Below are 17938 nucleotides of genomic sequence, written 5' to 3'. Positions count from 1 at the left end.
CCCATGAGCCACCCTCCCCTGTCCTTCGCCACGCCCTCCTCCAGCCCCCGCCGCCCTCCCCCTCTTGGGCAGAGAGGGTGGATCGCCCATCTGCGGGCGCGGTATTTTCCCTCTGTCCCATTGGGGATCTCAACCCTGCTTCTGGTTCCTCCTTTGCTTTTCCTGGCGTGGGAGGGATTTCGCTGGGCAATTTTGGACGCTGTTTGGGTTGCACCTGAGGGTGAGGCCTGCCGCGCGGCCTTAGGCGCCTGCTGGGCCGTGATCACCGAGAAGCACCGGGTGATCCTCTTCGGAACCTATCCCTATGAAGAACAATGGCGTGGTGCACTTGTGACGGGCCTATGGGTTTTCTGGGGACTGGTCACAGCTTGGCGCACCGTTCCCCTGCGGTGGCGGCTGTGGGGCTGGCCTGTTGTGGCCATCCTGTCGCTTGTTCTCATGCGGGGAGGTCTTCCAGGGCTCCCCCTCGTGGATACAGACAACTGGGGCGGGCTTCCCCTGACGCTCCTCATTTTTGGGGGAACCGTCGCTGGAGGCCTCCCCCTGGCGGTTCTGCTTGCCCTGGGGCGTCGTTCCAAGCTCCCCATCGCCCGCCGCCTTTGTGTGGTTCTGATCGATGGCGTACGCGGGGTTCCGTTGCTCGTCGTCCTGTTTTTCGCCGCGCTCATCCTACCGCTGTTTCTGCCGCCCGAATTAACCATGGACAAATTGATCCGTGCGGAAATCGGCATGATCTTGTTTTTCGCCGCCTACGCCGCAGAGGTCGTGCGCGGTGGCCTTCAAGCCGTCCCCTCCGGTCAGGAGGAAGCAGCCAAGGCTTTGGGCATGCCCTATTGGCTGCGCATGGGCAAGGTCGTGCTCCCCCAGGCGCTGGCGATATCCGTCCCTGCCCTGTTCAACGACATCATTCGCGCGTTCAAGAACACCACCTTTTTCAGCATTCTTGGACTGTTCGATGTGTTGGGGGCAACCAAGGCCGCCCTGCAGGACCCCACCTGGGTCCGCTACGGCTTAGAGGGCTACCTGTTTGTTTTCCTTCTCTATTTCCTGTTTTGTCTGGGACTGACCTACCATGGGGCGGCCATAGAACGAAGCAACAGGACCCGCCTTGACCGAGGAGACAGCTGATGGCATCCACAACGATGGAGTCCGCTCCGGTGCCTATCGTGGAGATGAGCGGCCTCGACAAATGGTACGGATCCCACCATGTGCTGCGCAATATCTCGCTGGGACTGGCTTCGGGGGAAAAGATGGTGCTCTGTGGTCCCTCTGGATCAGGAAAGTCGACGTTAATCCGCTGCGTGAACGGTCTGGAATCGTTTCAAGAAGGCAGATTGACGGTGCGAGGCATCGCCATGGATGGAACAAGACGCTCTGTCGAGCGGATCCGCCAATCGACGGGCATGGTCTTCCAGCATTTCAATCTGTTTCCCCATTTGACCGTCATGGATAACCTGACCCTCGGGGCAATCTACGCTCGCGGAGAGCCGGAAGACACCGCGATCTCCCGGGCGGAGACGCTTCTGGCGCGGGTCCGCCTGACTCCGGAGACCTGGAAATACCCGGGGCAATTGTCTGGCGGCCAGCGCCAACGGGTGGCAATTGCGCGGGCATTGATGCTTGAACCGGAGGTCATGCTGTTCGACGAACCCACTTCCGCCCTTGATCCGGAAATGATTCACGAGGTTCTTGACGTGATGGAGAGCTTGGCCGCCGAGGGACAATCCATGATCGTGGTGACCCATGAAATGGGGTTCGCGCGGCGCGTCGCCGATCTGGTGGTGTTCATGGACCAGGGGGAAATTATCGAAGCCGCTCCCCCTGATGCGTTTTTCGAGGCGCCAACCAGCGCCAGAGCCCGCACCTTCGTTGGTCAAATCGCCCACCATGGCGCCTGACTCCCTGCCCGTTTCGTCCTTGTACAGCCAAAGGGGCCGCCCCATGCCCGATTGGGACCGTCTGCGCCTTTCCTTTCCCGCCACGGAGTCCGTAACCTACCTCGATATGGCCCGCAAGGCGTTGCCGCCAACGCAGGCCGCCACTGCCGCTGCGGATTGGTTTGCCGACATCGGATCTCCCGCAGCCGGGGGGCATGCGTTTTCCATGGAGAATGCCGAAACGACAAGAACTGCCGTCGCTCAGGCCTTTGGAGCGCCCCCGGAAACCCTCGCCCTGGTTAAAAACACCTCCGAGGGGGTGAATATCGTCGCCCATGGAATCTCCTGGAAGGCGGGGGAAAACGTGGTGATCTCCGGTGCCGAACACGAGAACAACACGTTCCCATGGCGGCCCCTCGCTCGGCAGGGGGTGGAGATCCGCGTCGTTCCCGAGCGACCAAGCGGTTTGGTGGAGGTTGACGACCTGATCGCCGCCATGGATGGGCGGACTCGCGTCCTCTCCGTGGCTTGGGTTACCTATGGCATTGGTCAACGCATGGACCTGGACCTGTTGGCTCAGGCCTGCCGGGATCGCGATGTCATCTTGCTGGTGGATGGGATCCAGGCGGTGGGTATTCTCAACCGACGGCTTGATAGCCTGGGCGCCCATGTGGTTGCCGCCGGTGGGCATAAGGCCCAATTGTCCGTGGCGGGAGCGGGTTTGATGTACATCTCCCCCGAGGTGTTGGACCGCATCCATCCTGTGTTCATGGCCAAGTTCAGCTTTGATACACTGGATCGTCGGGTAGACAATCCCGGCATGGCGCCCGGTGCCCGGCGGTTCGAATACGGCAACCCCAATTTTCTTGGTCTGGCAATCCAAGGGCAGTCCGCCCGCATGGTCGAAGATATCGGCTTGGATGCCATCGAATCTTGCGTTCGCCACCTGACAAACATGCTGTTCGAGGGGGTTCGCTCTTTGCCCGTGACCCTGCGGACGCCCGAACCGTGGGACCAGCGGGCGGCCATCGTCAGCCTGGACTTGGCCAGCGTCTCCGCCGATTGGATGGAAGCGACATTGGCCAACGAGGGCATCCGTGTGGCCAGTAAGGATGGACATCTGCGGATTTCTCCGCATTTTTACAACAATGAGACCGACATCCGTCATTTTTTAGAACGGCTTCAATTCCACCTGGAAAGGACCAGACCGTGAGTCACGCCATTGCCATTGACCTCGTTTCCGACACTGCGACCCGCCCGACCCAGGCGATGTTCGCGGCCATGGCAGCGGCAGCTACGGGAGACGAACAACGGGGGGAGGATCCCACGACGCGTGCCTTGTGCGAACGGGTGGCCGACTATCTGGGGATGGAGGATGCCCTGTTTCTGCCCTCGGGCACCATGTGCAACATGATCGCATTCTTGATCCATTGTCGGCCCGGTGATGAGATTATCGCTGCAGCCAACGCCCATGTGTACGGATCAGAGGGCGCTGGAGCGGCGGCCCTTGGCGGTGCCCAGTTCCGGGTCATCGACAGCCGGAATGGCCTCTTCGATGGGGCTGCGGTGGAGAGCCTTATCCGCGTCCCGCGTCACCGCTCCCCGCGCAGTCGCCTGCTGTGCCTGGAGCAAACGGCCAACCGCGGCGGTGGCACGGTTTGGCCCGTTGACCAAATTACAGCGGTTGCGGAAGCCGCGCGCGCTGCGGGTCTGGCTGTCCACATGGATGGCGCCCGTCTACCGAACGCAGCCGTCGCGTCTGGTAGACCGGCGCGAGACCACACCGCAAGCATGGACAGCGCCTGGATCGACTTTTCCAAGGGGCTTGGCTGTCCCGTCGGGGCAGCCCTCGGCGGATCCCGCGCCTTCATTGAGGAGGCCTGGACGTGGAAACATCGGTTGGGGGGGGCCATGCGGCAATCGGGGGTGCTCGCGGCAGCGGCCCTCCACGCCATGGACCATCACATCGACAGACTGGCAGAAGATCATGAAAATGCCCGGCTTTTGGCGACAGAACTCGCTCAGAGTCCCGGGATCTCCGTCTATCCCCGGGTCCCCGAGACCAACATCCTTTTCGTTGAGTTAGGGGACGGAGCGCCCAGCGCCTCCGTGATGGCGGAGCGTCTTGCCCGACACGGCGTTCGGCTCGGAACTGAAAATTCGAAGCTCATGCGTGCGGTCACGCATTTGGATGTGAGCCGGGAACAGATCCTGGACGCCGTGACGGCTATCCGTCAGGTATTGAAAGAAAGTTAGGTATATAGATTTTAGAGCGCCTTCGAGATCGAATGGGCCAAGAAGTGGCCCATTCGATCTCGAAGCACTCTAGCGGCAGAGGCGGGGGAAAGCCACGCCGCTTTTCATGCGTTCAAATGCCACGCAGGCTTTTGTGCGGCAGAAGACGCGGGGGCTTTACGCGCCAGAAGGCCTTGCTTGGGAGGCTCGTCGTATAAATAAACGCCGCGCTTTCCCTTTTTTTAAAGTGGGAAAGCACGGCGTTTGGATGTGAAGCTCCCTTGAGGGACGGTTGCGACCTTACAGGTAGTGGGCCCGGATTGGCGTGAAGCCGTTGAAGCCGACAGACGCGTAAGAGGTGGTATAGGCGCCGGTAGAAAGCAGGCGAAGGCGGTCTCCTGCTTTCAGGCTCAGCGGCAGGGCGTAATTGGCCTTGTCGTAGAGGATATCCACGCTGTCGCAGGTCGGACCGGCGATAATGACCGGGCCGGTCGCCTCGCCGTCTTTGTCGCTAACGATGGGGTAGCGGATCGCCTCGCCTTCCGTCTCGGCCAAGCCGTTGAAACGACCCGCGTCAATATAGACCCAACGGCGATCATCGGCATCGCCCTTGCGGGACACCAGAACCACCTCGGTCTCCAGGATGCCGGCATTGCCGCCCATGTAACGACCGGGCTCAACGATCATTCGGGGGCGTTGACCGTCGAACAGGCGATCAACGGCAGCCTGGATGTGGGCGCCATATTCATGGACAGTATAAAGCGGCTGGCCGTAGGGGGTCGGCAGGCCGCCGCCCATGTTGACCATGCTCAACTCGATGCCATGGTGATCCCGCAGGTCGCGGAACAGCTCGGCGGCCTTGGTCAAAGCCACGTCCCACTGTCCCAGGTCCCTCTGCTGCGAGCCAACATGGAAAGACACCCCATGGGCCTCCAGACCCAGGCCGACGGCCTTGACCAGCAAATCGCGGGCCATCTCGACGGAGCAACCGAACTTGCGGGACAAGGGCCATTCGGCGCCTACGTTGTCCACGAACAGGCGGCAGAAAACCTGGGATCCCGGAGCATGCTCGGCGATCTTCTCGAGCTCCTCCTCGGCGTCGAAGGCATAAAGGCGCACGCCCCGCTCATAGGCCGCAGCAATATCCCGGGCCTTCTTAATGGTATTGCCGAAGGAAATGCGCTGCGGCTCAACACCCAGACCCAGGCAGAGGTCGATTTCCTGCAAGCTGGCGGTGTCGAAGCTTGAGCCCAGGGCGGCAAGACGGGCGACGAAAGGGGGGGCCGGGTTGGCTTTCACGGCGTAGAACACTTCGGCAGCCGGCAGGGCATCGCGCAAGCCCCGGTAGTTCACCTCGACCACGTCCAGGTCCACGACCAGGCAGGGGGTCTGCGGCTGTTCGGCCAGAAAATCGGCCATTTTCCCGGTCAGACCCGGAGCCACCCATTGGGGTGCGGGGCCAACGAGAGTCAGGCCGTGGTTAGCCTCCTCACGGGAGAAGGCGGGGTCGATGGCGGCGGGAACGTCCGCGCGGAAGGCGTGATTGTGCATCTCGTGCAGCTCCACAAGGCTGGATGGCCGACCCTGGCTTGTAACCATCCACTGGCGATAAAATGGCGGACAGGCGCCAATTTTCTTGGAAAGGGTACTCAAGACGGACCCAGGGCGACCCGGGGAGGGGGCATCCCTCCCCGGTCACCGGAGTTCCGTCAGATCACGCCACGTTTATGTTCGGTCAGGTTTGCGTGACCGGCACTGAAGGCCTTCTTGAACACGGGCACGGCCGCAAGCGGTTTCGCGTCCCCGCACATAAAGATGTCGAGCGCGGCGTAGCCACATTCGGGCCACGTATGGATACTGATGTGGGATTCCGCCAGAACGGCTACGCCAGAGACGCCGCCATTGGGGGAAAAATGGTGCAAATGAATGTGCAACAGGGTTGCTCCGGCGACATCGACCGCATCGCGCATGGCGCTTTCGATCAACTCGATGTCATCGAGCCCCTCGGCATTCCACAGATCCAGGATCAAATGCCTGCCGGCGAATGTAAGACCATTCTCATGGATAAAATGGTCGAGGCGATCGTCACTCAAATGGCCGCCTTCGACGGCTTTCAGGGTGACGGGCGGAACGGATCTTACCTCTGCTCGGGCTTCATGGGCCTCTGCTTCAGTATTCACCGCCAATTGGGGGGACGCGTAACGCATCTTTCGTTCTCCCTAACCAGCGTTGAACCCGAAGGGTCTTGTTTCTTGAGAACAAGCCTCTCTATGGATTAGCCAAAAGAAATCGCGACCCCCGAAGAAACCCCGTGATACCTGGTCATGTGACCTCCAGGCGCCTCGGGATCGACGGGCAATCGCGTTCGAGGGGCGACCATACGCTCCATGCCCCCCAATGCAAGTGAAATTCGGGGGCAGTTCGATGAATTTCACATTTTTCAATTCCGGTCGTTGCAAGATGATCACGGCTGGGCTTTTCTACCGGGGACGAATGAGATATTTCACTGGAGGAACAAGCTGATGACCGAATGGTTTTCTGAAACCCTGCACCCCCATTGGCGTCAAGGTTTTGCTGCCAACAAGGTGTTGTTCCGGGAGAAGACGGAGCATCAGGATCTGGTCATCTTCGAAAATGACACCTTCGGTCGGGTGATGATGCTCGATGGCGTGACCCAGCTGACCGAACGGGACGAGTTCATCTACCATGAGATGATCGCCCATGTGCCCATCCTGGGCCATGGCCTGGCACGGCGGGTGCTGATCATCGGCGGTGGCGACGGTGGCACCCTCCGAGAGGTTCTCCGACACCCCTCCATCGAGCACTGCACCATGGTGGAGATCGACGGAGCCGTGGTGGAGATGGCCAAGGAGCATATGCCCAGCGTCAGCGCCGGAGCCTTTGACGATCCCCGTTGCAATCTGGTCATCGCCGATGGCATCGAATTCGTGAAGGCTGTGGAAAAGCCTTTCGATGTGATCATCATCGACAGCACTGATCCCTTTGGCCCGGCTGAAGGCTTGTTCACCGCCGAATTTTACGGCCATTGCGAGAAGATCCTGACCCCCGGCGGCGTTCTGGTGGTTCAAGCCGGTGTGCCCTTCCTTCAGCCCTCTGAGCTGAGCCATATCCAGAGGACCCTGGCGGCCAACTTCCGTGAAACCACTTTCTACGCCATCACCGTACCCACCTATGTGGGAGGCATGATGACCCTGGGATGGGCGTCCAACGACCCCACCCGCAAAGTGCCTGAACCGGCAACCCTGGAGAAGCGCTTTCGCGACTCGGGGTTGACCTGCCGCTACTACTCCCCGGGCGTCCATGCCGGAGCCTTCGCCCTGCCCGGCTTCATCCAGGACATCCGCCAAACCGCATCCTTGGGCGCTTGACCCATGGGTGTCTCTCCTCCCGATCCCAAGGCCCGCCCCATGGACCGTTTGGTGGCCATCATGGCCCAATTGCGCAACAGGGAAAGCGGCTGCCCCTGGGACATCGAACAGACCTTCGCCACCATCGCCCCCCATACGATTGAGGAGGCCTACGAAGTTGCCGACGCCATAGAACGGGGCGCCATGGGCGAGTTGCGGGACGAATTGGGGGATCTGCTTTTCCAGTCCGTCTACCATGCCCGCATGGCGGAGGAAGAAGGCCATTTCACCTTCGACGACGTGGCCACGGCCATCGCGGAGAAGCTGATTCGCCGCCATCCCCATGTCTTCGGCGAGACCTCCGTCGAGAACACCGACGCCCAGACGGCCGCTTGGGAAACCCAGAAGGCAGAGGAGCGGCGGCGCAAGGCGGAGGCGGAGGGCCGAGTCGCCAGCGTGTTGGACGGCGTCACCCCCACCCTGCCCGCCCTCACCCGCTCCGAAAAGATCGGCAAACGCGTGGCCCGGGTGGGTTTCGACTGGCCGAATGTGGAGCAGGTCATCGATAAATTGAACGAGGAGTTGGACGAACTCCGCGTTGAGGTGGAAGCCAATGATCAGGAGAAAATCGCTGAAGAAATGGGCGATTTACTCTTTGTTGTGACGCAATTGGCGCGCAAACTGAAAGTTGACCCGGAAACAGCCCTGCGACGGGCGAACCTGAAGTTCGAACGGCGCTTCCACCATGTGGAAGCCCGTCTGGCCGAAGACGGCCGCGCCCCGGACCAGTCAACTCTGGAGGAAATGGAAGAGCTATGGGCGGAAGCCAAGCGCTTGGAACGGGAGAGCGTCAGCTGACCGGTTCCCATCTTTTCCTGGCTGCACGATTGCTTCTTGCGGGGCTAATGGCGCTTGTCGTCGCCTCCTGCTGGCTACCTGACCAATTCGTTGCCGAAGTCCGTTTGGCCCGCAACGGCGATTATGCCATCACCTTTGACGGTGATATGGTCTGGGTTCCCCTGGTCGAGGCCCTGAGAGCCAACGAGATCGAGGGGAAAGAGCTGGAAGACAAGATCGCCGTCTTGACGCGCGACCTGACCCGGGATGAGTCCTTCAAGGAGGTGACCTACCAGGGAAATGGTCGCTTCAAGGTGCGTTATGAGCGAACGGGGTTTCTCTATCCGAAGGACCAGTTCATTTTCCCCCGGTCGAACAACCCCATCATCACCCTGAAATCCAATGGAGACGGCACAGTCGAGATCCGCTCGACAAGCTTGAAAAGCGGGGACCGGGCACGCATTACGGAAACCGGTTTGGAAATGCGTGGCAAGTTTCGGATCGTCTCAGACGCCATGCCCTATGCGGGTAATCCCCAAGCCGCCAGACCCCGGGGATACAAGAACTTCATGGTCTATGATTGGCTCGTCAAGGGCGTCGATGATGCGCCACCGGTATTGAAGCTGAACATGAATAGGCCGGTTCAAATGCCCGCCCGGTAAGGGAAAAATCCCCTACCAAGTATGAGCGCGAAGTGGGGCCATCCGTCACTTCGCCGATTGGCGAATGTTATCAGCCACTGCCCGGACCTTGTCCTTGATGGCGTCCGTATCCACGGCGGTCTGGGTGATCTGCCGGGAGATTTCCTCGGTCGACGCTCCCTGCTGCCGAACCGCCTCTGCTATGGTTTCCATGCTTTCTTGAAAGGCGTTCGTGACGCTGCCAATGCGGACAATGGCCGAGGAGACGGCTTGGCTGGCGTCCTGCAGCATACCGACCTGGGTCGCAATCTCTCCCGTGGCGCGGGCTGTTTGCTGGGCAAGGGTTTTCACCTCGTTGGCCACGACGGCAAACCCCTTTCCGGCATCTCCTGCCCGCGCAGCCTCGATTGTAGCATTCAGGGCCAGCAGATTGGTTTGGGAGGCGATATTCTCGATCAGGGTTACGACGTCGTTGATCCGATCGGCCGCCGTCCTCAGATTGGAGGCAATGCCTTCCGTCGTTTTGGCCTCTTGCGCCGCCCCACTTGACGACTCGGCTGCCGAGACGATTTGTTCGGAGATGTCGGAGACGGAGGAGGCCAAATGTTCGGCTGCTGTCCCGACCACACGGGTGGCTTCCGACAGGGAATCCGTATCCTTTTGAAGGTCTAAAGACAGGGTATCGGCAAGGGAGGCGAGCGTCGCCTTGTTATCGGCTTCTTCCTTTGCGCGCTGCTCCTTTGCCGCCACTTCCTGGCTCACATCGATAAAGGTTCCGCAGACCCGCAGCGCGCGACCATCCTGGTCCCTGTCCACCCCGGCGAACGCCCGGATCCAAAAATATTCGCCAGACTTCTTCTTGAAGCGAAAGACTCTGTCGTAGGTGCTTTTGCCGGTCCGATCGGATAGAAACTCACCAAATACTTCAAAGGTCTTCGCGACTTCATCCGGATGGACCTTACTCGCCCAGACCTGGATATCATCCGGGTATCCCGTCAGGTCGTCATGGGCATAGCCTGCCATTTGCCGCGCCTGCCCAGAAAACCACCATTCACTGAGTTCGTGGGTCGCCTCTCCGTTGAAGAGTGTGCCGCCCCAAAGACCGACTCCAGAATATCGCTTGAGCAGTTCGAAACGGACCTCATTGATCATCTGGGAATCCACATCGATCAAAGCACCACTGGCCCAAACCGAGTCTCCCTTCGCATCCCGGCTCGTTCCACCGATGATGCGGAAATACCGATAGATGGAATCCTTACATTTCAAGCGACAGACAATGTTCAGCGTATTGCCAGCCTCCCGCCTTTTGCTGTTCGAAAGAAAGTCCGAGACTCCTGAGGAGAATGTTTTGGCGTCGTCTTGATGGACCAGGTTTCGAAGGGTTGAGAACTGATTGGGAATGCTTTCGGTATCTCCCCCATCAAAACCAAGAAGTTCCCTGAATGTCTCCGACCATCGCCATTGGCTTCTGGCCTCCATAGGATCTTCGGAATAGAGCCGCGCGTCCCAGAATCCGATGGCTCCATTGGATAAAAAAGCGCGAAGCCTATTCGCATCCGCCACATCCGCCTGATTGACCTTTGACGAAAACATGTCGCTTCAAACCTCCAATGAGCTTTTCGGATACATCAACCTTTGATGGGGATAGTTTTAATCATTCTAGCCCAACCATACAATCTGTATTAGTTGGATTTTTCGGATTCAGCCCCCTAGCCATTCAGACGTAGGCTTGATTCAGAGGGGAAAAACGGCTTTCAGCCGGTGGGCCACAGCCCACACCCGCCCGGGAGAGGCGAAGCCTCCCCCGGACCCCCTGCTGTTTGGCAGGACGTTGTTTTTTGTCGTATCTGTAAGCGGAAGACACGACCGGGTTCCGCCGTTTACGGGGAGATCCCCTTGAGATACGCTGTGTGCTGATGTTCCCGGATGGAGAGTGAGTATGCTGGAGGGGGGATGGATCATCATGGGTGCCGGGATTGGGATCGGGATGGTGGTCCTCGCCATTGTCATGTTTGTGAACAACGGTTCCCAAGGCGCCCGTGGCCTGAATGTGGGGAATACGTTTTTCGGATCCATCACTCAGACCGTAAATCAGGATCACGTCACCGTCGCAACGCCATCACCCGAACCGGTCCGGCGGGATAGAGGAGTCGACATCTTAGCCATAGTCAGTTTGATCATTGGCGTGGTTGGTATCGCTGTCACGGGATATAGCATCTACATCTCCTTAGTGGCGATCGGGTGAGGACTGACAGTGAAAGATCCATCCGATCCCCCAGGAATACAGAACTGGGCCAAGACCTTCATTGGCGATATCCATCAAACAATTAGCATCTCCAATACCTATTACGGAGAACAGGGAGTCCTTCCCGCTTCGGATACCCCGCTTCTCCCCAAAAAGGACCTGACCCGGGCGTTCTTCGATGGGCCAATGGGGCGGGAGGCGGATCTGATTCAAGCCCTCCATTGGCAGGTGGGCCTCACCGAAACCCTGTTTGGGCGGACCGACGAGAAACAGGCGATTCTGGCCTGGGCCAAGGGCGGTCAGCCGGAGGTTCCTTCCGTCCGTCTCCTCTCGGGCGAGGGCGGCGTGGGAAAGACGCGCTTGGCCTCCGAAGTTGCCTATACCCTCCAGGCGGAGGGTTGGCGGGCTGGTTTCATTAAGGAGACCCATGTCTATACGACCAAGGATGGCCCTCTCTTTCTGATCCTGGATTATCCGGAAGAGGCCCCTGCCCTTTCCCAGCGTCTTCTCGATTGGGTCTCAGCGACAGAAGCAACGTCCCACCCCGTCCGTCTGCTGCTGGTATCCCGGAGGCGCCATAGGGATTGGGACGCGTGGTCGGACCTGCTGGGACCCCGTTTCGGTCGCCAAGCCATTGCCCAACCGTCCGCCCTGCCCGTCGACGAGGTCTGGAACTTGATCGCCGAAGCTGCGACTCGCTTCGCCGATAGGCTGGGCCAAGCGGTCGAACCGGCCCTGAACCGCGACAGGATGGAGGCTTGGCTGGCACAGGATCCCCAGGTTCATGGCCTGCCCCTCTACGCCATGGCTGCGGCAGTACATGCGGTGATTGATCCAACGCATGCCTATACCCTGACTCGAGGAGACCTCCTGTTGGCTCTGGCGGACCGGGAAATGCGGCGGGTCCGGCGCATATCTGAAAAAGCCGGTTTCGGCAAAGACGGATTGGCCACCCTGATCGGCCTTGCGGTGATGGGCGATGGTCTGAGGGGGAAAACAATCCGCGCCTTGGAGGGGCAGCACGCCTATCCCGCCGACAGTCTGGCGGGACGAGATGTCTTCGACCGTCTGTCCGACACCCCTTGGTGGAACAAGGAGAGCCAGTCCCTTCCCGCCCTCCGCCCCGACCTGCCAGCGGTGGCCTTCCTGCGCCGAGCTCTCCTTCCCGAAGGAGAACACCCCGTGACTCGGGAGGACCTGCCCGATTGGCTCTTTACGGTCCTGGACAGGGCCGAAGACGGGCTAACGGGCCGCCTGAACCGCCTCCTTTATGACCTGTCGAGCCTGGGCGACAGGGGCGCCCTCGATAGCCTGTCCGAGGCCTTCGGCCATATGGTGGAGCGAAACCCAGAACGGGCAGAGCGCTTTGCTTCGATTGTTTCCTCGGAAGCCATTTGGCTGGCTCCCTTTCAGGTGGCTGTCTGTTCCGCCTTGCTGGGGCAGCCCGATATTCTAGACGATGATAGGGCCGGCTTGCTCAACAATCTGGCGAATTTTCTCTCGGCTCTTGGTCGTCGGGAAGAGGCAGTGGTGGTCGCAAGGGAGGCCGTGGATCTCTATCGGACCCTGGCCGCTGCGCGCCCCGATGCCTTCACGCCGTACTTAGCGGGATCCCTGAACACTCTGGCAAATAGTCTGTCGGATCTTGGTCGTCAGGAAGAGGCAGTGGAGGCAGCCAGGAAGGCCGTGGATCTCTATCGGACCCTGGCCGCTGCGCGCCCCGATGCCTTCACGCCGTACTTAGCGGGATCCCTGAACAATCTGGCGAATAGGCTGTCGGATCTTGGTCGTCGGGAAGAGGCATTGCAGGTCGCGAGGGAGGCCGTGGCTCTCTATCGGACCCTGGCCGCTGCGCGCCCGGATGCCTTCATGCCGAACTTGGCCATGTCTCTGAACAATCTGGCGAATAGGCTGTCGGATCTTGGTCGTCGGGAAGAGGCATTGCAGGTCGCGAGGGAGGCTGTGGAGATTAGGCGGACCCTAGCCGCTACGCGTCCCGATGCCTTCACGCCGGACTTGGCCAAGTCCCTGAACAATCTGGCGAATTTTCTTTCGGCTCTTGGTCGTCGGGAAGAGGCATTGGAGATCGCTAGGGAGGCTGTGGAGATCTGGCGGACCCTGGCCGCTGCGCTCCCCGATGCCTTCACGCCGAACTTGGCCGGGTCTCTGAGCAATCTGGCGAATTTTCTTTCGGCTCTTGGTCGTCGGGAAGAGGCATTGGGGATCGCCAGGGAGGCCGTGGAGATCAGACGGACCCTGGCCGCTGCGCGCCCCGATGCCTTCACGCCGGACTTGGCCATGTCCTTGGGCGTTTTCGGCATGGTCTACATGGGGATGGGGAAAGACCGGGATGCGGCAGGCCAGTTCGAAGAGGGCGCGCGTCTGCTCGCCCCCTTTTTCCATCATCTTCCACAGGCCCATGCCTCTCTCATGGAAACTCTTGCCCAACTCTATTTCGAACTGGCGGAAAAGCTGTCTCTGCCAATCGACGAGGCTTTTTGGGGACCGATCAACGAAGTGCTTCAACGCCTTCAAAACGGCACCGACTGACACACTGGATCCCCGTTCTCGTGCCAAGGGATGCACATATCTTTTATTTAGGGCTGACCATTTTTATTTCGTCATGCCCGTGAAAACGGGCATCCAGGGTTGATTTCTCTGGTATTGGCGCTTAGCGCGTCAGGATACGTCAATCGCCGCCGCTGGTTCTTCCCACCCTGGATTCCCGCGTACGCGGGAATGACGAGTAAAAACAAAACGTTACGTCCGCCCTTAGCGCGTGCGCGGGGATGACGACAAAAGAGTCCTTCCGCACTCTGCTAAAAGGGGTCCGGGGACACTCTGTGTCCCCGGTCGGGTGTGGGCGGAAGCCCACGCTGGCCGTCAGGCCATAGGAGTAACAACGCCCTTTACCAGCCGCCCCCACCGCCTCCGCCGCCGCCACCTCCGGAGGATCCCCCCCCGCCCATACCGGAGGAGCTTCCTCTGGGCGGGTCCGGCAGGCTGGACGTGAAGCTTTGGCTCATGGAGGAGGAGAGGTCTCCGGCATCAAACCCATGGGATGTTCCGCCCAGGACCCAAAGGGGGTGGTAGTCCTGCTCCACCCGGGCGGAGGCCATGTGGTCGCGGAAGGCCTTGGACCAGGGCTTTTCCACGCCCAGGGCCACGGCATAGGGCAGCAGGGTTTCGAAATGCCGGGGGGTCAGTTCGGGCAGGTCGGCCATGTTCATGCGGTCTTTCTCGGCCAGCTCAAGATAGGTGCGTAAGCCCTCGACTTCGGCGGTTTTTTTGACGCCCAGGGGGGTGGGGGCCCCCATGAGGACCAGGAAGAGGCCGTTGACCAGGATGATGGCGGCTAACGCGATGATGGCCATCATGTCCGTAAGGCTGAGATCTTCCATCAGGCCGTGCATGGCACCCATCAGCAGGCCCTGGACCAGGAAGAACAGCAAGCCGCCAAAGCCCGCCAGGGTGATAATCCGTTTGGCGAGGGTTTCTCGTGTGATGAACAGGTTTCGCAGGTGATGGGTCAGGATCACCGCAATAATGGTCACAACGCCGACCGGTATGACAAAGGGGATGATGTCCGGGCTCAGGTTTCCGAAGAGGGCAAGGCTGACCAGCACCACCACGGACAGAATGATGCCCAGAGCGACGAAACCGCTGTTGGCTTTGTAGTAGCGGCCCCTGTGCTCCCCCTCTATGGCTTTGGTGAAGCGCGCGTGGAGGGCGACAACTCCGGTGCCATTGGCTTTCTCCAGGGTGAAGGTCTCTCCCGCCCGTCCCAACTGCTCCAAGATGGCCCGCTGCCCCGTCGGCAGGTCGGCGAGGCCAGTTGTCTTGTCTGTCCGGGTGAGAACCATCCGCTTGGGATTCCGGTTGTCGAGGGTGACATAGCCCTTCACCCCCAGGTCGATCAACGAGGCCGACAGGGCCGCCCATGCTTGGCCCCGGAAGCCCTTGTTCTCCACATAGTTGACCAGGGCCGGAGAGAGGTCGTCCGGTGGGGTCCAACGGGGGACCATGAGACCGGGAGGCGGATCCCGACCCACCCGCACCCAGGCCCACAGGTAATAGGCCAGGACCAGAGCCAACCCGCCGAAACCGATCACTAGGGCGGCCCTATCCCGTAGGGCCCAGAGGGTCTTTTCCGTCGCGTCGGGCTCGGCGATGGCTCCTTTGGGGAAGGACAGGGCGATGGTCAGGCCCTCGTGAAGGCCCAGGGGCCGGGTGGTCTCGATGAGGACTGTTCCGCTCTGGCGGGTCACCGTGTAGTCCTGTCCCTTTGCCCCCAGCGGACCCGTGTAGGCGGATACACCGGTGGGCTGGATCCCACCCGGAGGAGTCACCCTGGCCGAGACATGGTCAATGGGGAAGGCCCAGCCGTTTCCGGTGACGTTCCAATACAGTTCGTCATGGTCTTGAAAATACCGGATTTCCCGGTTGACCTGATAGGTCAGCTCGAAGTCATGGCGACCGGGGGTGAGCACCGTTTGGGCGTCGCCCAGATAGATGCGAATGCCCCCTGAGATGGTCTCTGAATGCCAGGCTGCGGGCTGGCCGTCTATGGCGGCGTCGGTCAGGGAAAAGTCAACGCGGCCAAGGCTTCCATCGTCTTTCCTGAAGGTCAGGGGGAAATCCCGGAAAAGGCCATGATTGATCTCCACCCCTTCCGACCGGGCGGAGATCCGTTCCCGCACGGTCAGGCGGCCGTCCTGGTGGATGATGATGGCCGACTCAAAACTCCGGATCACCTCCTTGGCGAAGCTGGGGCAGGGGATCAGTGCCAGCAGGGCGAGGATCAGCAGGGATGCCGCGCGGTGTTTGAGAGCAGCCATGGGGTCCGGTCTCTTCTCTTTTTAAAAGGCGATCTTGGGTGCGGTTCGTTCCGCGGCGTCGGTGATTTCGAAATAGGCGGCCTTTTCAAAGCCGTACCGACTGGCAATCAGGTTGGATGGCACGGTTTCCACCTTGATGTTGTACTGCCGGACGCCACCGTTGTAGTAGCGGCGGGCCATCTGAATTTCGCCCTCGATGGTTTCCAGGGAGTCCTGGAGGTCGGCGAAATTCTGGTTGGCCTTCAGGTCCGGATAGGCCTCGGTCAGGGCGAAGAGTCGGCCCAGGGCCTGGGTCAGCTCCCCTTCCGCCTTGGCCCGGCCCTCCACATCGCCGCTAGCAACGGACTGGGCCTTATTGCGCAGGTTAACCACCTCCTCGAAGGTGGATTTCTCGTGGCTGGCGTAGCCTTTGACCGTTTCCACGAGGTTGGGGATCAGGTCGGCACGACGTTTGAGTTGAACGTCGATGCCAGACCATCCCTCCTCCACCATCTGCCGGGCCTTCACCAAGCTGTTGTAGAGGGTAATGGCATAGAGAACGAGGGCAACGATCAGCGCGAGGATCACGATGAGGGTGGTCATGAGGGGGGCTCCGTTCAGCCACGTGGGTGCGTTATTCTATCATGGCTCCGCCATGGGTCCCCACCTTGTTCTCCACACTCCCCTTTCGGCAGATCTATCGAGGGAATCCCCTAATTGCATTATCTAAAGAACCTGATTAAAGGACACCCCTGTTTTATTCAGGGCTATCCAAAGTGCCTCAATTGCAACGGAGAAAATGATGTATTTTATGAAAAACAGACACATTCGCGACAATATAGCCTTTCTTATCGTATCATTTTGCTTCTTTAACGTGGACCCGGCTTTGGCGGTGGAGGAGAAGCCAACGTATGAAACGCGAAATTTTATCGAACCACTTTCGTTGTCTAGGGGAACATTTTTTGCGACGGATCAATATGCTGGATATTTCGACCATGCGGACTCGTGTACTGTTCTGGTCGAGGAAATGGCCTGGAACCGGTCGGAGTGCGACTACATAGAAAATGTTATTTTGTCACCGGTGCCAGGTGTCAATTCCGTGATCATCGATAAACCGAATTCCGAAGGCCATGTCGAATTAGAGGATTGGGATTCACCACATTTGAAAGACAGTATCGATGAAATATGGAGTAGCATGGAGGACGCCGTCAAAGATCAAAGCAAACGATTAAATCAAAAAATTGAAGCCGTTAAATGGGTAACCTATCCTACCCTTGATAAAGAGAATTCTATCTTATATTACGCCATATTGCTGAATTGGGACGGCAATGAGGTGGTTAACATAAAAGCATCTTTGTTCGACAGAAAGGGGTATGTTGCATTTCGTATTATTCCAGAAGATAGCACAGCAAGTGGCTCTTCCCTAGCTCATTTAGTCACCGATGTTACCCGGTTGTATGCACCAAAAAAAATCGAGACCTATGCCTCCTTCACCGCGGGTGACAAGGTCGCAGCCGGGGGCGCCTTGGGCGTTTTAGCGACATTGGTGGGCGTGAAATATGGCAAGGCGGCTGGCCTGGGGGTCATGGCGATCATTCTCGCCTTTCTGAAGAAAGCGTGGATCTTGCTTCTCGGACCGATTGTCTTCCTCAAGAAATTCTTCTCCAGAAAAAACAAGGAATAAGAGGTCTATTCGTCCTCCAGGCTACAGTACACGACAGTGTCTCGTCTTTTTGGGGCGATTGCCAAAGACCATTTGGGGCATATGCTCCCAAATGGTCTTTTTCTTTTACAAATAACAGCTTGGGGTCTGGGGCCTTTCGGCCCCAGTGGGGGACGGGGCAAAGCCCCGTGACTGGCCCCCCTGTCGTCTACCGTGTCTCCAGGCCCCTCTCCGGTTTAAGTCACAGCCCCCAAG

Annotated in this window: 15 protein-coding genes; 10 read left to right on the top strand and 5 right to left on the bottom strand. The window is 59.4% G+C overall.

The window, feature by feature from the left end; translation table 11 throughout:
* The first annotated feature begins 3 nt into the window (after window positions 1–3).
* Genes ACLIRY_RS02170 through ACLIRY_RS02155 form a run of 4 tightly spaced genes read left to right on the top strand, consistent with a single transcriptional unit; the run spans window position 4 to window position 4133 of the window.
* Window positions 4–1128 carry an amino acid ABC transporter permease gene (locus ACLIRY_RS02170; RefSeq protein WP_413203695.1) on the top strand — a complete coding sequence of 375 codons (1125 nt, stop codon included), beginning with the start codon at window positions 4–6 and terminating at the stop codon, window positions 1126–1128.
* A complete protein-coding gene (locus tag ACLIRY_RS02165) occupies window positions 1128–1898 on the top strand; it encodes an amino acid ABC transporter ATP-binding protein (RefSeq protein ID WP_413203694.1) in 771 nt (256 codons plus the stop codon). The genes ACLIRY_RS02170 and ACLIRY_RS02165 overlap by 1 nt, the downstream gene beginning before the upstream one ends.
* Complete coding sequence (locus ACLIRY_RS02160; RefSeq protein WP_413203693.1) at window positions 1888–3090, top strand: aminotransferase class V-fold PLP-dependent enzyme; 1203 nt, start codon at window positions 1888–1890, stop codon at window positions 3088–3090. Before ACLIRY_RS02165 ends, ACLIRY_RS02160 begins: the two co-directional genes overlap by 11 nt.
* Window positions 3087–4133: a threonine aldolase family protein gene (locus ACLIRY_RS02155; RefSeq protein ID WP_413203692.1), complete on the top strand. Its 1047-nt coding sequence runs from the start codon at window positions 3087–3089 to the stop codon at window positions 4131–4133. The genes ACLIRY_RS02160 and ACLIRY_RS02155 overlap by 4 nt, the downstream gene beginning before the upstream one ends.
* 279 nt (window positions 4134–4412) lie before the next feature.
* Here ACLIRY_RS02155 and ACLIRY_RS02150 read toward each other — a convergent pair whose 3' ends face one another.
* The gene (locus ACLIRY_RS02150) at window positions 4413–5543 is read right to left on the bottom strand and encodes a type III PLP-dependent enzyme (RefSeq protein WP_413204182.1); all 1131 of its coding nucleotides are present in this window, start codon (window positions 5541–5543) and stop codon (window positions 4413–4415) included.
* Between the two features lie 278 nt (window positions 5544–5821).
* Window positions 5822–6319: an adenosylmethionine decarboxylase gene (speD, locus tag ACLIRY_RS02145; protein ID WP_413203691.1), complete on the bottom strand. Its 498-nt coding sequence runs from the start codon at window positions 6317–6319 to the stop codon at window positions 5822–5824.
* Between the two features lie 315 nt (window positions 6320–6634).
* On the opposite strand from speD, the gene speE reads away from it, so the two are divergent.
* Genes speE through ACLIRY_RS02130 form a run of 3 tightly spaced genes read left to right on the top strand, consistent with a single transcriptional unit; the run spans window position 6635 to window position 8979 of the window.
* Complete coding sequence (gene speE / locus ACLIRY_RS02140) at window positions 6635–7501, top strand: polyamine aminopropyltransferase (RefSeq protein WP_413203690.1); 867 nt, start codon at window positions 6635–6637, stop codon at window positions 7499–7501.
* A gap of 3 nt (window positions 7502–7504) precedes the next feature.
* Window positions 7505–8338: a nucleoside triphosphate pyrophosphohydrolase gene (gene mazG, locus ACLIRY_RS02135; protein ID WP_413203689.1), complete on the top strand. Its 834-nt coding sequence runs from the start codon at window positions 7505–7507 to the stop codon at window positions 8336–8338.
* Window positions 8296–8979: a hypothetical protein gene (locus tag ACLIRY_RS02130; protein ID WP_413203688.1), complete on the top strand. Its 684-nt coding sequence runs from the start codon at window positions 8296–8298 to the stop codon at window positions 8977–8979. Before mazG ends, ACLIRY_RS02130 begins: the two co-directional genes overlap by 43 nt.
* 45 nt (window positions 8980–9024) lie before the next feature.
* Here the strand turns inward: ACLIRY_RS02130 and ACLIRY_RS02125 are convergent, their stop codons facing one another.
* A complete protein-coding gene (locus tag ACLIRY_RS02125) occupies window positions 9025–10224 on the bottom strand; it encodes a PAS domain-containing methyl-accepting chemotaxis protein (protein ID WP_413203687.1) in 1200 nt (399 codons plus the stop codon).
* A 673-nt stretch (window positions 10225–10897) separates the two neighbouring features.
* Here ACLIRY_RS02125 and ACLIRY_RS02120 point away from each other — a divergent pair.
* Both ACLIRY_RS02120 and ACLIRY_RS02115 read left to right on the top strand, forming a co-directional pair.
* The gene (locus ACLIRY_RS02120; protein WP_413203686.1) at window positions 10898–11203 is read left to right on the top strand and encodes a hypothetical protein; all 306 of its coding nucleotides are present in this window, start codon (window positions 10898–10900) and stop codon (window positions 11201–11203) included.
* Between the two features lie 9 nt (window positions 11204–11212).
* Complete coding sequence (locus ACLIRY_RS02115; RefSeq protein WP_413203685.1) at window positions 11213–13753, top strand: tetratricopeptide repeat protein; 2541 nt, start codon at window positions 11213–11215, stop codon at window positions 13751–13753.
* Window positions 13754–14112: 359 nt separating this feature from the next.
* On the opposite strand, the gene ACLIRY_RS02110 is transcribed toward ACLIRY_RS02115, so the two are convergent.
* Both ACLIRY_RS02110 and ACLIRY_RS02105 read right to left on the bottom strand, forming a co-directional pair.
* The gene (locus ACLIRY_RS02110; RefSeq protein WP_413203684.1) at window positions 14113–16041 is read right to left on the bottom strand and encodes a DUF2207 domain-containing protein; all 1929 of its coding nucleotides are present in this window, start codon (window positions 16039–16041) and stop codon (window positions 14113–14115) included.
* A gap of 21 nt (window positions 16042–16062) precedes the next feature.
* A complete protein-coding gene (locus ACLIRY_RS02105) occupies window positions 16063–16623 on the bottom strand; it encodes a LemA family protein (RefSeq protein ID WP_413203683.1) in 561 nt (186 codons plus the stop codon).
* Window positions 16624–16819: 196 nt separating this feature from the next.
* Between ACLIRY_RS02105 and ACLIRY_RS02100 the strand changes: the two genes are divergently transcribed.
* The gene (locus ACLIRY_RS02100; protein WP_413203682.1) at window positions 16820–17704 is read left to right on the top strand and encodes a DUF2167 domain-containing protein; all 885 of its coding nucleotides are present in this window, start codon (window positions 16820–16822) and stop codon (window positions 17702–17704) included.
* Window positions 17705–17938: the final 234 nt, after the last annotated feature.

This window comes from Rhodospirillum sp. A1_3_36, assembly GCF_047263945.1.
GTDB lineage: Bacteria > Pseudomonadota > Alphaproteobacteria > Rhodospirillales > Rhodospirillaceae > Rhodospirillum.
The sequence above is the reverse complement of the archived record's forward strand: the minus strand, read 5'-3'. Positions and strand labels throughout refer to the sequence as shown.

Bases quoted from the DNA above. Each gene is read 5' to 3' on its own strand.
- ACLIRY_RS02160 (WP_413203693.1), top strand. From the start codon at position 1,888: ATGGCGCCTGACTCCCTGCCCGTTTCGTCCTTGTACAGCCAAAGGGGC.
- ACLIRY_RS02165 (WP_413203694.1), top strand. From the start codon at position 1,128: ATGGCATCCACAACGATGGAGTCCGCTCCGGTGCCTATCGTGGAGATG.
- ACLIRY_RS02105 (WP_413203683.1), bottom strand. From the start codon at position 16,623: ATGACCACCCTCATCGTGATCCTCGCGCTGATCGTTGCCCTCGTTCTC.
- speE (WP_413203690.1), top strand. From the start codon at position 6,635: ATGACCGAATGGTTTTCTGAAACCCTGCACCCCCATTGGCGTCAAGGT.
- ACLIRY_RS02130 (WP_413203688.1), top strand. From the start codon at position 8,296: ATGGGCGGAAGCCAAGCGCTTGGAACGGGAGAGCGTCAGCTGACCGGT.
- ACLIRY_RS02110 (WP_413203684.1), bottom strand. From the start codon at position 16,041: ATGGCTGCTCTCAAACACCGCGCGGCATCCCTGCTGATCCTCGCCCTG.
- ACLIRY_RS02120 (WP_413203686.1), top strand. From the start codon at position 10,898: ATGCTGGAGGGGGGATGGATCATCATGGGTGCCGGGATTGGGATCGGG.
- speD (WP_413203691.1), bottom strand. From the start codon at position 6,319: ATGCGTTACGCGTCCCCCCAATTGGCGGTGAATACTGAAGCAGAGGCC.
- ACLIRY_RS02100 (WP_413203682.1), top strand. From the start codon at position 16,820: ATGATGTATTTTATGAAAAACAGACACATTCGCGACAATATAGCCTTT.
- mazG (WP_413203689.1), top strand. From the start codon at position 7,505: ATGGGTGTCTCTCCTCCCGATCCCAAGGCCCGCCCCATGGACCGTTTG.
- ACLIRY_RS02170 (WP_413203695.1), top strand. From the start codon at position 4: ATGAGCCACCCTCCCCTGTCCTTCGCCACGCCCTCCTCCAGCCCCCGC.